This is a genomic window from Ramlibacter algicola (assembly GCF_016641735.1).
GTDB classification, from domain to species: Bacteria; Pseudomonadota; Gammaproteobacteria; order Burkholderiales; family Burkholderiaceae_C; genus Ramlibacter; species Ramlibacter algicola.
In genome coordinates, this window is record NZ_JAEDAO010000001.1 from 2,941,413 (window position 1) to 2,955,072 (window position 13,660).

Sequence of the window (13,660 nt, forward strand, 5' to 3'; positions counted from 1 at the left end):
TTCATCCACCAGGAGCCATTCCACATGAAGTCCCTTCCCCGCCGCGCCGTCCTGGCGGCCGCCATGGCCGCTTGCGCCACCGCAGCCTTCCCGGCTGCTGCCGCGAGCTGGCCCGAGCGCCCGCTGAAGATCATCGTCCCCTACCCGCCGGGCGGCATCACCGATATCGTCGGCCGCTCGATCGCGGAGCGGCTGTCCGAGACGCTGCGCCAGCCGGTCGTGGTGGACAACCGCGCGGGTGCCGGCGGCACGATCGGCGCCTCCGAAGCGGCGCGCGCGACCGCCGATGGCTACACGCTGTTCATCGGAACGAGCGCCACCAACGGCACCAACCCGAGCACCTTCAAGGAACTTCGCTACAAGCCCGACACCGACTTCGCGCCGGTGGCCCTGCTCGCGACGGCGCCGCTGATGATCATCGTGAATCCCTCGGTGCCGGCGAAGACGCTGCCCGAGCTGGTGAAGTACGTGAAGGCGAACCCGGGCAAGGTCAACTACGCCAGCACCGGCAATGGCGGCTCCGTGCACCTGACCACCGAGCTGTTCGCGCTGCAGACGGGCACGTCGCTGACGCACGTCGTCTACAAGGGCAGCGCTCCCGCGCTGAACGATCTCATGGGCGGCCACGTCCAGCTGATGTTCGACAACGTCCCGTCCGCGGCGCCGCTGGCCGCGGCCGGCAAGGTACGTGCGCTGGCCGTCACGAGCACCAAGCGCACCGCGCTGGCACCCGACGTCCCCACGGTGGCCGAGACCGCCGTGCCGAACTTCGAGTCGCTCTCCTGGATCGCGCTCTACGCGCCCGCGGGCACACCGCCGGCGATCGTCAAGCAACTGAACGACGCCGTGAACGCGGGCCTGAAGAACGCCAAGCTGCTGACCACGTTCGAGAAGGCGGGCCTCGACCCGGTGGGTGGCACGCCGGACTCGCTGGCGCGCTACCAGGCCGCCGAGATCGCGAAGTGGGCCGACGTCGTGAAGACGATCAAGTACGTGCCGGAGTGAGCACGGCGGCAGCGACCTGGATCACGAATCACAACAACGGGAGACAACCCTTGAACGTCCGAACCTTCCTGCGTCATGGCTGCGTTGCCGTGGCAGCCCTCTGCGTCGGCCCCATGGCATCCGCCGCCGACGCCTGGCCGACGCACGAGCTGACCATGTACGTCAACTACGGGCCTGGCAGCGCCACCGACCTGGTGGCGCGCGCACTGGCCGGCGAAATGGAGAAGGCCATCGGCCAGCCCGTCATCGTGCAGAACAAGCCTGGCGCGCAGGGAACGCTCGGCCCGGCCTTTTTCGCCCGGCGCCCCGCCGACGGCTACTCGTTCGGCATCCTGTCGTTCGCTCCGGCCGCGATCGCGCCGCACATGATGGACGTGGCGTACAAGCTCGATGACTTCGACGTCGTTGCCGGCATCGGGCGCTACCGCTACGGCGTCGCCGTGCGGGCCGACTCGCCCTATCGCACCGTGAAGGACCTGGTGGACGCGGCGAAGTCCGGCAAGGGCGTGTCGTTCACCGCCACCGGGGCTCCGAACAACCTGGCCTTGCTGAAGTTGGGAACCCTCACCGGGGGCAGCTTCACGTTCGTGCCGATGAAGTCCGGCCCCGATTCCGTGAACGCCGTGCTCGGCTCGCACGTGGATGCCGTGGTGCAGACGCCCAGCGACATCATGCCCTTCGTGCAATCCGGGCAGATGCGACTGCTGGCCTCGGTGAGCCCGGTACGCTGGAGCGAACTGCCCGACACGCCGACCATGAAGGAAGCTGGCTACAACGTGGAGATCGATTCGTGGACCGGCATCGCCGCGCCGCGTGGACTGCCGCCCGAAGTGCTTCGCACCCTGGAGCAGGCGGCCCTGAAGGCGGTGCAGTCGCCCGCGTACCAGCAGCGCGTCAAGCAGTTCGGCGTCGATCCGCTAGCGATGGATGCACGCAGCTACCGCGCCTTCCTCGAGGCCGGTTACCGCGACATGGCGAAGGCGCTGCGCGACGCCGGTATGGCCAAGGCCGCGAACTGACATGGGCATGGACGTCACCCAACCGCCGGCCCACCCGCGCACCGCGGTGATCACCGGCGCGGCCCGCGGCATCGGACTGGAAACTGCGACGCGCCTCGTGCGCGAGGGCTACCGCGTCGCCTTGGTCGATCGCGATCCGCTGGTGCGCGACAGCGCCGCCGGGCTGCCGGCGGGGAGCGCCGTCGCGGTCACCGTCGACATCGGCACGCCAGACGCGCCACAGGCGATCGCCGAGGCCGTCAAGCACTGGAGCCCGCCGTCGGTGCTGGTGAACAACGCGGGCATCTCGCCCAAGGTGAACGGCCGATCCAACGGGCTGCTGCAGATCGAGCAGGCCGAGTGGGACCTGGTGATGAACGTCAACCTGTACGCCGCGTTCCGCATGTGCAAGCACTTCATCCCCGGCATGCGCGAGATGGGCTGGGGCCGCATCGTCAACGTGGCCTCGCTGGCAGGTCGCAGCAAGTCCATCGTCGCAGGAGCCACCTACATGGCGTCCAAGGCGGCGCTGCTCGGCCTGAGCCGCTCGATCGCGTCACAGTTCGGGCTCGACGGCATCACCTGCAACAGCGTCGCTCCCGGCCGCGTGGACACGCTGATGGGCGCCGCCGGCGGTGCCGGCCAGAACACCGACTACGCGACACAGATTCCGGTCGGCCGGATCGGCAAGGCGCACGAGATCGCAGCTGCCATCGTGTACCTGGCGTCCGAGGATGCCGGGTTCGTGAACGGTGCGGTGATCGACCTCAACGGCGGGTTCTTCATGGCGTGACGCCATGGCGCGATCGGTTGGCCCGCTGAGGGCCGACTCTCGCAGGCCCCGGTGCTGCCCGGGGCTTTTCTCTTTCTACGATCGCTCCTCATGATCCGTGTGGAGACGCCTGCGGTCGCGCCGCATCACTCGACCTTGATGTTGGCCGTCTTGATCACCTGCGCCCACTTCTTCGCTTCGGCGTCGAGGAAGGCGCGGAAGTCCGCCGCGGAACCACCGCGCAGTTGCAGGCCGGCGGCTTCCGCCTTGCGGCGTACCTCGGGGTCGGCGATCGCCGCGTTGAACTCGGTGTTCAGGCGCTGCACGATCGCGGCCGGCGTGCCCGCGGGCAGCATCACGCCGTACCAACCGTACCCCACCACGCCCGGGACGCCGCCTTCCGCGAACGTGGGCGTGTCCGGTAGCAGCGGCGTGCGTTGCTCGTTCGCGACCGCCAGCACGCGCAGCTTGCCCGAGTCGACGTGCGGCTTGGCCGTGGACACTGCTGTCAGCGTCGCGTCGATGCGGCCGGCCAGCAGTTCGGTGTACGCGGGCGCGTCGCCCTGGAACTGCGCGACCAGGCCCTTGCCGCCGGCGGCGCGGATGAACATCTCGGCGGTCAGGTGCGGTGCGGAACCGGCGCCCGGCGAGCCGAACGTGAAGCCGTTCGGGTTGGCCTTGCCCCACTGCACGAATTCGGCCAGCGTCTTGTACGGCTTGCTCGCGTTGACCACCAGGAACAGCGGCGCGATCGCGGTGCTGACGACCGGCTCGAAGCTCTTGCGCATGTCGTATTGCAGGTTCGGGTACAGCGACTCGCCGATCGCGATCGGCGCCGCCGCGTGCAGCACCGTGTAGCCATCGGGCGCCGCCTTCGACACCTGGTCGTTCGCGATGCGCGTGCCGGCGCCCGGCTTGTTGTCGACCACGACCGCCTGGCCCAGGCGCGTGGAGAGGAAGTCGGCCAACACGCGCGTGAGGATGTCGCTGGAACCACCGGCGGCATACGGGCAGACCAGCCGCACGGGCCGGGAGGGCCAGGCCTGGGCGAAGGCGGGCAGCGCGAAGGGCGCGAGGGCCGAAGCGGCCAGCAGGTGGCGGCGGGTCAGGGTCATGGTCGTCTCCTTTGTTCTGGTGGATGCCGCGTCAGAGGCGGCGCAGCGAGGGGTAGCGGTAGTGGAAATCCAGGTGCTCGCGCTGCGGCTGGTACAGGCGCAGCACGACGTAGAACGCCTCGTCGGGCGGCGCGGGCAGCCAGTTGAACCCGGCGCCCGGGTCGTTGGCTTGCACCCGGATGACGAGGCTGCCGTCCGGCTCCGCGCGCAGCCCCGGCGTGCGGTCGCCGATCGAATAGCGGTGGATGGGATTGGCGACGAACAGGCAATCGCTGCGACGGTACATGGTCAGTGACCAGAACGCGCCGACGCGCGGCCCCGCGCCCGGCGGGAAGCGCAGTTCGTACGCGTTCGAGCCGTGCAGCACCTGGCCCTCGCCATCGACTTCGGCCGTCGGGTACATCGCTTCCTCGATGCCGAGCGCGCCGATGAGGTTGCGCGCGACGCGGGCACGCGTCACCAGGTCGTCGCCCCAGTGCGTGCGCACGGCCACGGGCAGCGCCCAGCCACCGCCGAGGCCCTGCGGCTGGTCGGCGTGGCGCAGTTCCTCGAACACGGCGGGCAGTGCATTGGTCAACTCGTCACCGGCGCCCGGCCACAGCGGCCGCTCACCCGCGGGATAGGGATTGCGCGCCAGTGCTTCGTCGACGATGAGCCGGTACAGCGGCGCGAGCGGCACGTCGACCGTGCGGCCGTCGAGCCGCGTGTCGACGCGCATCGCCGCATCGCTGCCGTCGAGGCGACGCATCGAGAACTGCACCTGCAACGCGCGCACTTCGTCCACGTCGCCGGGCTTGTCGTCGACGAGCACCCGGCCGATCAGCCAGACGTCCTGCCCCGGGCAGGCGATCACGTTCGAGATGTCCGCGGGCACCTCGCCACGCCAGCCGGGTCCGTGCACCAGCGTGCGCTGCGTGCGGTTGCCCGTGGTGCGCCGGCCGACGTAGGCGAACGGATTGGTCCACGCGTCCAGCAGGCCGAGCGTCCAGTAGCGGTCGCCCATGTCGGGCGTCTCGATCACGACCGGCCCTTCCGAGAGGTCGAGCCAGGAGTTGCTGTAGACGGTGTCGTTGTTCGGGCTGACCACCTCGCGGTCGTCGGGGCCGAGGCGGCGGTGCGTGTGCGTGAACTGGTTGACCCAGCGCATGCGCGATGCGGCGTCGGCACCGGCGAAGCCGTGCTTCGGGTGCCGGCGCGCCGTGGTCGCGGCACGCATGCGCATCATCTCGAACAGCGGCAGGGTCTGGATGACCGCGGCTCGCGCTGCGTCGAACGTGGTGAGGGTGGAAAGCGTGGAAAGGTCCATGGTGTTCAGAGGACGACGCCTGCCTGGCGCAACGCCGCGATGTCGGTGGCCGCATAGCCGGCTTCCGAGAGCACGAGGGTGCCGTCGGCGCCGATCCCGGGCGCGGCGGCGGGTTCGGGACGGGGCGCGTCGCCCAGGCGGTAAGGCAAGCCGAGCGCGCGATAGCTCTCGCCATCCGGCCCGCGCGCCTGCACGAGCAGCTCGCCCCCGGTCACGTCGGGACTGGCCAGCACGTCGCGGTAGGGACGCACGGCACCGACCACGATCTGCTGCCCGCCGAGGCGGTCGACGCATTCCTGGCTCGTGAAGCCGGACAGGCACTCCTGCAGCACCTGGCGCAGGTCGGCGCGGTGCCGCACGCGCAGTTCGTTGGTGGCGAAACGGGGATCGTCGACCAGCTCGTCGCGGCCGACGACGCGGCAGAAGCGCTGCCAGTGCTCCTGCGCATAGGCCGACAGCACGACATGGCCGTCGCGTGTCGCGACGAGTTCAGCGGCAGGCGCGTTGTGCGGCTGGCCGTGGCCCATGCGCGTGGGCTCGGGGCCGCCGGCGAGGTACTCGCACCAGGTGGCGGCCTGCAGGTTCAACGCGGTTTCGAGCAGCGACACCTCCAGCGTCTCGCCGACGCCGCTGCGCTCGCGCCCGAACAGCGCCGCCAAGACGGCCTGCGCGCCCAGCTGCGCGGCGGCTGCATCGACGATCGGCACGCCGACCTTCTGCGGCAGGCCATCGCGCTCGCCGGTGACGGCCATGAGGCCGCTCTCGGCCTGCGCCGCGATGTCGTAGCCCGGCCGGCCGTGGGACGGGCCGCCACGCGGAAAGCCGGTGATCGACAGGTAGATCACGCGCGGGAAGCGCTCGCGCACGGCGGCCGGACCCAAGCCCAGCTTGTCCACGGCGCCAGGACGCAGGTTCTGGATCACGACGTCGCTCTCGCCCATGAGCCGTAGCGCGACGTCGCGGCCCGCATCGCTCTTGAGGTCCAGCGCGATCGAGCGCTTGCCGCGGTTGTAGGCCCGGATCATGGATTCGCCGTAGCGCCCGATGTGGCGCGCCTGGTCGCCGCCGAGCGGTTCGACCTTGGTGACGGTGGCGCCGAGTTCGGCGAGCGCCATGGCCGCACCGGGGCCGGCGATGTACTGGCCCAGGTCGATGACGCGCACGCCGGCGAGCGGTGCGGCCGGACGGCGTGCTTGGGAAGGACTGCTTTGCACGGGACCCACGATAGCCGCGCGCCTGATCGCTGGAAAATCGAGATTCCTGATGGCGTGATAACTTCCGGTGATCGGCCGCCGAGGCCCACCGCGATGCCCCACCCACCCGATTTCCTCGTCCGGCGCCTGCGCCTGCGGCACCTCGAGTTGCTGGTGGCGCTGGCCGAGGCCGGCACCATGCGCGCCGCCGCGACGCGGCTGCACCTGAGCCAGCCAGCGTTGAGCAAGATGCTGGTGGAGGTCGAGGGCAGCTTCGGCACGCGCCTATTCGAGCGCACGCCGCAGGGCGTGCTGGCGAACGCGCTGGGCCAGGCGGCGGTCTACCGCGCGCGCGTCATGCTCGGCGAGCTGGAACGCGGTCGCGAGGAGGTGGACGCCCTGCGTGCCGGCGCCAGTGGCGTGCTGCGGCTAGGCACTCTGTCGGTCACGGCGTCGGTGCCGCGTGCGATCGCGCACCTGCGGCACCAGGTGCCCGGCGCGCGCGTGCAGGTGCAGGAGGGGCGCGTGCGCGACCTCGTGCAGCGCCTGCTGGACGGCGAGCTCGACGCCGTGTTCGGCGCCATCACGCCGGAACTGCTCGCGAGCGACCTGCTGCCCCTGTTGCGGCCCGAACTGCTGCTGGCCGACGAACTGTGCGTGCTATGCGCCGACGGCCATCCCCTCGCCCGCCGCCGCAAGCTGGCGTGGGACGACCTGTCCGGCCTGGCATGGGTCGCGCCGCCCAAGGACACGCTGGTGCGGCAGGCGCTGATGACGGCCTTCCTGAACCAGGGATTGCCGCCGCCGGAGCCGGCCGTCGAAGTCCTCTCCTCCGTCACCGTCGGGAGCCTGTTGCGGCTGGACCTGCAGTTGCTCGGCGCGGCGCGGCTGGAACATGCGCAGGATGAAGTGGCGCGCGGCGGGATGCGCCGCCTGCCCGTCGCGCCCGCGGTGCCGCTGCCCTCGATCGGGCTGTACACGCGGCGGTCCGCGGGGGAAGCGCCGCCGCTGGTTCGAGGGCTGGCGGAGGCGCTGCGGAAGTTCGGGAAGCCGGCGCGGGGCGGCGACGCGTCGAAGAAATGACGACCCACCCGGATCCCCTTCGCTTCGCGACCGCCAGAGCGTTCGAGGCCTGGCTGCGCAAGAACCACGCATCGTCCGACGGCACCTGGCTGCTGATCGCGAAGGCGGGCGCGGAGCGGCCGACCGTCACGTACGCGCAAGCCGTCGACATCGCGCTTTGCTACGGCTGGATCGACGGGCAGAAGAAGGCGTTGGACGACCAGCACTGGCTGCAGCGTTTCACGCCCCGGCGCGCGCGCAGCCTGTGGTCGAAAGTCAATCGCGAGAAGGCCGAGGCCTTGGTCGCCTCGGACCGCATGCAGCCGAGCGGGCTGGCGGAGATCGAACGCGCCAAGGCAGACGGACGCTGGGACGCCGCTTACGACAGCGCGAGCACGGCCGCCGTGCCGCCTGACCTGCAAGCCGCTCTCGACGCCGCGCCGAAGGCGCGTAGGCTCTTCGCGCAGTTGGATGGCACGAATCGCTACGCCGTGCTGTGGCGCGTGCAGACGGCCAAGCGGCCGGAGACGCGGGCGAGACGGATCGGGACGCTGGTGGCAATGCTGGCGCGGGGCGAGAAGATTCACGGCTGACGCCGTGCGGCGCCGGCCCGGCGCGGACCCCTCCGATGCATTTGTGGCAACATAGTCCCGCAAGCCGCGCTGCGGCATCCCGCCTCCGCATCGATGCGGGCGGCACGCACCCCGATCGACGATTTGGCGACCCTCGGCTCCACCACCTCTTCCCGCATGCCGCACCTCCTGCAAGGGCGGGGCGAAACGGCACTCGCGGGCGCGCTGCGGCGCGTGCCGCTGCTGGCCTTCGATTTCGACGGCACCCTGGCGCCCATCGCGACGACGCCGGAGAAGGCCAGGGTCTCGCGCTCCGTGTCCGGCAAGCTCGCGCGCCTGTGCCGCCACCTGCCGGTCGCGGTCATCAGCGGCCGGAGCCGCGCCGACGTCAGCGGCCGGCTGGACTTCCAGCCGCACTTCGTGGTGGGCAACCACGGCTGCGAGATGGAGGAGGACGCGCTCGCGACCCACGGCCCCGAACTCGATGCGGCCCGCCAGCTGCTCGCATCACAAGCGCAGGCCCTGGCCGCGGCGGGCGTGAGCGTGGAGGACAAGGGGCTGTCGATCGCCCTGCACTACCGGCTGGCACGCCGGCCCGAGCAGGCGCTCGCGACCATTCGCGGCGTGCTGCAGCCGCTGGAAGGCCGGTATCGCACCTTCGGCGGCAAGATGGTCGAGAACGTGGTCCTGCCCGACGCGCCGGACAAGAGCCGGGCCGTGCACCACCTGGTGGACGTGTGCGGCACCGACTGCGCGATCTTCGTCGGCGACGACGTCAACGACGAGCCCGTGTTCGCCTCCGCGCCGCCCCACTGGCTGACCATCCGCGTCGGCCGCGAGGATGCCAGTTCACGCGCCGCTTTCTTCGTCGACAGCACCGCCGAAGTGGCGCTGGTGCTGGACCGCATGCTGCTGCATCTCGGCGCCTGAGCGCCTGCTGCTTCCCCGCGGCTCCCGCAAAGGAGCCGCATCGCAACTTAGAAGCGAGGCTCGGTCTGCTTGAAGGCCGGCTCGGACGGGAAGCGCACGCGCTCGTTGCCGGCGGGCCGGATCACGACCGTGCCCGCGATCTTGTCGTGCCAGGCTTGCTTCCTGCGGTCCAGCCCGGCCCAGAAGAAGCCGACGAACAACGGCAGCGCCGACACGATGTACGAGACATAGCGCAGCACGGCCTGGCCGGTCGTCATCGGATGGCCGGTGTCTGCGTCGACCACCCTGGCGGACATCGCGAGCTTGCCGGGCGTTGCGCCCTTCCACAGCCAGAACGCGATGACGGCCACCGCGGGAAGCACGGCATTGATCACGACATCGAAGGGCCCCTGGAAGTAGCGGCCGTCCGGGGACGTCCACGTGCCGTAGACCGCCATGGTCAATGGCGCGCAGATGATCACCTGCAGGATCAGGTCGATGATGGCGGCGACCGTGCGCGCCCAGAAGCCGACGTATTCCCACTCTTCATGCATGTGAGCTCCCTCCTCCGAGGCGAGCATTGTCCAACGGAGGCGCGGGTCCAATGACTCCGCGGGGACGACGGGGGCATCCGCTATCCTCGCGCCACTTTCCCGGAGCCGCCATGAACCGCTTCCTGCTTTCCACCCTGCTGGCCGCCCTGCTCGCCAGCGGCGCGTTCGCCCAAACCCCCAAGCGCGCCGAGCGCGCGGACGACCTGCCCCGCTTCAGCTATCCCGTGCAGGGCGAGCTGGAGGCCATCGTGCGCGACCCGCAGCGCTTTGCCGTCTTTGCCGCCCCCGTGCGCCGCGACATCGAGCAAACGCTGAAGGCCTACGACATTGCCGACGCGTCCAAGAAGCGCGAGCTGCTCGGCACGCTGCTGCGGCTGGACATGCTGGACGGCCGCTGGGACAACGCGCTGAAGGTCGCCGACGAGATCCGCAAGCTGGAAGAAAAGCCGGCCGACAAGCTGGTCTCGTCCATGATCCCGCGTGCCGTCGTCGCGGCGGTGAAGAAGACCGGCAGCCTGCAATCGCCGCAGTTCCCGGCCGAACTGACGAAGGCGCTGTCCGGGCATCTGGCGGGCATGCCGTTCCTGGTCGTGCGCAACGAGGTGCAGGCGACCAAGGCCGCCCTGGAAACGACGGGCGAGACGCTGGCGCTGGGCCGCGTGCGCAACATGCTGCAGCCAGTGGCCAAGCAGACGGGCGCGCTGAGTTCGGACCTGGCGCCGGGCCTGGTTCGCGCGCGCTACACGCTGCAGTTCGTGCTGCCGCTCAAGCAGCCGCTGCTGCAGGCGTACACGACCTACCTGGCCGCCAACAAGGTCGACAAGCCCGACATCTGGGCGGCGCGTGACGTCACGCTGGTCGAGGGCCGGCCGTACGCGATCGTGCCGATGGTGGTCTGGGACAGCGGCGTGGACATGCCCCTGTTCCCGGGCCGCCAGGTGCTGCAAGGCGGCAAGCCGGCGGTGATCGCCTTCGACAAGTACTACCAGCCGTCGGCGTCGCCGCTGGAGCCGCTGCCCGCGTCGACCCGGGCCCGCCTGGACCAGCTGCTGGCTTACAGCAAGGGCTTCTCGGACCTGCAGTCCGACATCGACAGCCCCGAGGCCAGCCAGGTGAAGAAGCTGCTGTCGGAACTGACGCAGGACCAGTACAAGTCCACGATCGAGGAACTGCGGCTGATGGGCAACTACGAGCACGGCACGCACGTCGCGGGCATCGCGATGGCGGGCAACCCGTACGCGCGCATCGCCAATGCCCGCATCGAGTTCGGCCACACGCTGCTGCCCGATCCCTGCCCCACGCCCGAACTGCAACAGCGCGCCGCCGACACCTTCGCGCAGTACGGCGCGTTCATCCGCGACGCCAAGGCGCGCGTGGTCAACATGAGCTGGGGCGGCGACCTGCGCTCGTACGAAGTGGAACTGGAGCAGTGCGGCATCGGCAAGGACCAGGCCGAACGCAAGGCCATCGCTCGCAAGTACTTCGACGTGCACTACGCCGCGCTGAAGAAGATGTTCCAGTCGCTGCCCGACGTGCTGTTCGTCACCGCGGCCGGCAACAGCGACAGCGACGCGACGTTCAACGACGACTACCCCGCCAGCATGGGCCTGCCCAACATGGTGGCCGTGGGCGCCGTCGACAAGGCGGGCGACGAAGCCGCCTTCACCAGCTACGGCCCCACCGTGCTGCTGCACGCCAACGGCTACCAGGTGGAGAGCTACCTGCCGGGTGGCAAGCGCGTGGCGCTGTCCGGCACGTCGATGGCGTCGCCGCAGGTCGCGAACCTGGCCGCCAAGATCCTCGCGGTGAAGCCGGCGTTGAAGCCGACGGAAGTCGTCGAGATCATGCGCAAGACGGCGGACCGCAGCGAGGATGGCCGGCGGACGCTGGTGAACCCGAAGAAGGCGCTGGAGGCGGTGGGCTACGAGCCCTGAAACGGCAGCAGGAATTGCACGGGATGGTCGTCATCGATTCCCGTCGCCATGCGCCCGCCGATCCCTGCCCGCAGGCGGCACCCGCGGCAGCCTGACCAGGAAGCTCGTCGACTTGTCGTCCGAGGCCACCTCGATGCTTCCGCCGTGCGCCATGGCGATCTCCCGCGTGATGTACAGCCCCAGCCCCAGGCCGGACGACCCGGCCTTGCGCTCCCCCTCGCTGGCCGGCGCCTGGCGCAACGGAAGGAACAGCGTCTTCTGCGCATTCGCCGGGATCGGCGTTCCCTTGTTGGTGACGCTGAAGGTCACCTTGTCGCCTTCGCCGCGCACACGGACGATGATCGGCTCCGAGGCATCGCCATGCTGGGCGGCATTGGCCAGCAGGTTGGCGAGCATCTGCGAGATGCGGTCGCCGTCCCAGCGGCCATGCAGGTCCCCCGCGACGGAGAGATCGACGTGGCAGTCCGGGCGCAGCGTGGTCACCTCGCCGACGATGGACCTCGCGATCGCCTCCATGTCCGCCGGGGCGGGCGAGATGGGCAGCGTGACGCCGAAGGCGGTCTGCGTGAAGTCGAGGATGTCCTTGACCATCGACGTCATCCGCTCCGACGACGTCAGGATCCGCGCGACGGCCTTGGTCTGCGGGCCGTCGAGCGTGTCCGACTGCAGGAGGTACCGCGCGCTCATCTGGACGACGCCGATGGGCGTGCGCAGGTCGTGCCCGAGCACGCCCAGCAGGAGGTTGCGCGAGTCCTCGACCTTGCGCGCATAGAGCGACGCCGACTCGTACAGCGCCTGGTCCATCGCTTCGCCGAAACGCGTCATCTCCTCCAGGTCGGAGCGGTCGGGCTGCTGCGGCCGGGCCACCCAGCGCCGGATCACCGAGGCGCGCAAGGCGCGGAACTCGGACACCAGGTGGTCGAAGGAAAAGCCCTGCTCGAAGCGTTGCGCGGCATGCTCGCGCGCGATGCGGGTCAGGGCGGGGGCGTTGCCGGCCTGGTTGCCTTGCGCCTTGTCGTGCCTGGCCTCCGCCCCCTGCGCCTGCCGCATGTCCGCGGCGATGGCCAGCAGCAGCACCTTCGCGTGGTCGGCCAGTTCCTCGCGGGTGAAGTCGTGGGACGGCGGGACCCGCGTGCGGGCGAATTCCACCCACTCATCGACGATGGGGCCTAGCTGCTGTTCGGTGAAATCGGCAATCGTCATGCGCAGCTGCTCCAGCTCGACGGGAAAGGGGCATCTTGCACCACCGCGCCGCGCCGCGGACCGGTCGCGGCTCGCACAGGACAAAGAGTTGCATCTGCCGGCCGCGCGCGCCCGTCGCGACGCGCACGATGGGGCAACGAGGAACTGCCCATGACACCGCACGCCTACACCCACTTCACGCTGCAAGCCGCCCCGCGCGCAGAGCACGAGACGCTGGACCAATGTGCCGGCCGAACGGGCGAACGACCTGGCGAGGGCCTGTGCAGCCTGCGGCAGCGGCTGCTGTCCGACGTCGGACAGACCAGCGGCCCGTCGCGATACGTGTCGCCATCGCGCGCGATCCGCCACGCGTGGGCCAGCTCGTCGTGGAGCGCAGCATGACCGCCCCCGAGACGATCACGGCCGTTCAGGACCGACTGCAGCGCGCCACGAAGGCCACCGCGATGCTCCAGCGCGCGGGCACGAGCGAGCAATACCTCGAGTCGTACTTCCTCGTGGAAGCCCTCGAACTCCAGCTGGCCCGCTTGCGGCTGGCCGCGCATCCGCGCCTGGACCCGGACGCAAGGGGCTCACCGTGAACAGGCAGTCGCCCTGGCTGCGCCTGGTGCGCACGAACGGCGGGGAGACCAGCCCGGCCGGCGAGCACGAACCGCCCCTAGCGAATCCGACGGGCGAAGAGCGCGCCGTCATGGCCGCGCACGGCATCCAGTTCGACGGCTGCGGGTTCCGCTTCGCCGGCTACCGCCACGAGCTGCTCGCCGACGCCGTCGACGAGGCACGGCTGTCCGGCCGGGGACGCGAATGACACAGGATGCGCAACTGCGGCGCGACTGCCAGCAGGTGGTCGACCGACTGGTACCGCACGGGGCCGTGCAGATCCAGGTGGACCAGGGGTGGGTGGCGCTGCGCGGCGCCGTCACGCGCGCCGTCGACCGGTGGAAAGTGGAAGAAGCCGTGTCCCGTGTCGCCGGCGTCGTCGGCACGACGGCCCAGCTGCGCGTGCTGGCGACCCACTAGCGGCCCCTGCCCCACGCCGA

At 70.3% G+C, this 13,660-nt stretch carries 16 protein-coding genes; 11 read left to right on the forward strand and 5 right to left on the reverse strand.

The genetic code is table 11. The features are described from left to right. Positions 1–24: 24 nt before the first annotated feature. The 3 genes from I8E28_RS14285 to I8E28_RS14295 all read left to right on the forward strand — a co-directional run bounded on the left by I8E28_RS14285 (position 25) and on the right by I8E28_RS14295 (position 2,796). Positions 25–1,005 carry a Bug family tripartite tricarboxylate transporter substrate binding protein gene (locus I8E28_RS14285; protein ID WP_239027246.1) on the forward strand — a complete coding sequence of 327 codons (981 nt, stop codon included), beginning with the start codon at positions 25–27 and terminating at the stop codon, positions 1,003–1,005. Between the two features lie 113 nt (positions 1,006–1,118). Continuing rightward, positions 1,119–2,024, forward strand: a complete 906-nt coding sequence (locus I8E28_RS14290; protein WP_200788711.1) for a tripartite tricarboxylate transporter substrate binding protein — start codon at positions 1,119–1,121, stop codon at positions 2,022–2,024. Positions 2,025–2,031: 7 nt separating this feature from the next. Continuing rightward, complete coding sequence (locus tag I8E28_RS14295) at positions 2,032–2,796, forward strand: SDR family oxidoreductase (RefSeq protein WP_200788712.1); 765 nt, start codon at positions 2,032–2,034, stop codon at positions 2,794–2,796. A gap of 125 nt (positions 2,797–2,921) precedes the next feature. On the opposite strand, the gene I8E28_RS14300 is transcribed toward I8E28_RS14295, so the two are convergent. Genes I8E28_RS14300 through I8E28_RS14310 form a run of 3 tightly spaced genes read right to left on the reverse strand, consistent with a single transcriptional unit; the run spans position 2,922 to position 6,410 of the window. After that, positions 2,922–3,890, reverse strand: coding sequence for a Bug family tripartite tricarboxylate transporter substrate binding protein (locus I8E28_RS14300; RefSeq protein WP_200788713.1), 969 nt, complete (start codon positions 3,888–3,890; stop codon positions 2,922–2,924). 31 nt (positions 3,891–3,921) lie between these two features. Next, on the reverse strand, positions 3,922–5,196 hold the full coding sequence (locus tag I8E28_RS14305; RefSeq protein WP_200788714.1) for a DUF1254 domain-containing protein: 1,275 nt from the start codon (positions 5,194–5,196) through the stop codon (positions 3,922–3,924). Between the two features lie 5 nt (positions 5,197–5,201). Beyond that, on the reverse strand, positions 5,202–6,410 hold the full coding sequence (locus tag I8E28_RS14310; protein ID WP_200788715.1) for a CoA transferase: 1,209 nt from the start codon (positions 6,408–6,410) through the stop codon (positions 5,202–5,204). Positions 6,411–6,503: 93 nt separating this feature from the next. Here I8E28_RS14310 and I8E28_RS14315 point away from each other — a divergent pair, with 93 nt between their 5' ends. The 3 genes from I8E28_RS14315 to otsB all read left to right on the forward strand — a co-directional run bounded on the left by I8E28_RS14315 (position 6,504) and on the right by otsB (position 8,953). Further along, positions 6,504–7,472 carry a LysR family transcriptional regulator gene (locus I8E28_RS14315; protein WP_200788716.1) on the forward strand — a complete coding sequence of 323 codons (969 nt, stop codon included), beginning with the start codon at positions 6,504–6,506 and terminating at the stop codon, positions 7,470–7,472. Next, positions 7,469–8,044, forward strand: coding sequence for a YdeI/OmpD-associated family protein (locus tag I8E28_RS14320; RefSeq protein WP_200788717.1), 576 nt, complete (start codon positions 7,469–7,471; stop codon positions 8,042–8,044). Before I8E28_RS14315 ends, I8E28_RS14320 begins: the two co-directional genes overlap by 4 nt. 156 nt (positions 8,045–8,200) lie before the next feature. After that, positions 8,201–8,953, forward strand: coding sequence for a trehalose-phosphatase (gene otsB, locus I8E28_RS14325; RefSeq protein WP_200788718.1), 753 nt, complete (start codon positions 8,201–8,203; stop codon positions 8,951–8,953). 47 nt (positions 8,954–9,000) lie between these two features. Here the strand turns inward: otsB and I8E28_RS14330 are convergent, their stop codons facing one another. Beyond that, positions 9,001–9,486: an RDD family protein gene (locus I8E28_RS14330; RefSeq protein ID WP_200788719.1), complete on the reverse strand. Its 486-nt coding sequence runs from the start codon at positions 9,484–9,486 to the stop codon at positions 9,001–9,003. Between the two features lie 110 nt (positions 9,487–9,596). Between I8E28_RS14330 and I8E28_RS14335 the strand changes: the two genes are divergently transcribed. After that, a complete protein-coding gene (locus tag I8E28_RS14335) occupies positions 9,597–11,420 on the forward strand; it encodes a S8 family serine peptidase (RefSeq protein WP_200788720.1) in 1,824 nt (607 codons plus the stop codon). A gap of 30 nt (positions 11,421–11,450) precedes the next feature. Here the strand turns inward: I8E28_RS14335 and I8E28_RS14340 are convergent, their stop codons facing one another. Further along, positions 11,451–12,623 (reverse strand): sensor histidine kinase, encoded by a 1,173-nt coding sequence (locus I8E28_RS14340; RefSeq protein ID WP_200788721.1) that lies wholly within the window; start codon positions 12,621–12,623, stop codon positions 11,451–11,453. 150 nt (positions 12,624–12,773) lie between these two features. Between I8E28_RS14340 and I8E28_RS14345 the strand changes: the two genes are divergently transcribed. Genes I8E28_RS14345 through I8E28_RS14360 form a run of 4 tightly spaced genes read left to right on the forward strand, consistent with a single transcriptional unit; the run spans position 12,774 to position 13,640 of the window. Continuing rightward, positions 12,774–13,004: a hypothetical protein gene (locus tag I8E28_RS14345; RefSeq protein ID WP_200788722.1), complete on the forward strand. Its 231-nt coding sequence runs from the start codon at positions 12,774–12,776 to the stop codon at positions 13,002–13,004. Beyond that, entirely contained in the window at positions 13,001–13,201 is a 201-nt protein-coding gene (locus tag I8E28_RS14350) for a hypothetical protein (RefSeq protein ID WP_200788723.1), read from the forward strand. Before I8E28_RS14345 ends, I8E28_RS14350 begins: the two co-directional genes overlap by 4 nt. Then, positions 13,198–13,428, forward strand: coding sequence for a hypothetical protein (locus I8E28_RS14355; protein WP_200788724.1), 231 nt, complete (start codon positions 13,198–13,200; stop codon positions 13,426–13,428). Before I8E28_RS14350 ends, I8E28_RS14355 begins: the two co-directional genes overlap by 4 nt. Beyond that, positions 13,425–13,640 (forward strand): BON domain-containing protein, encoded by a 216-nt coding sequence (locus I8E28_RS14360; protein ID WP_200788725.1) that lies wholly within the window; start codon positions 13,425–13,427, stop codon positions 13,638–13,640. Before I8E28_RS14355 ends, I8E28_RS14360 begins: the two co-directional genes overlap by 4 nt. The last annotated feature ends 20 nt before the right edge of the window (positions 13,641–13,660 follow it).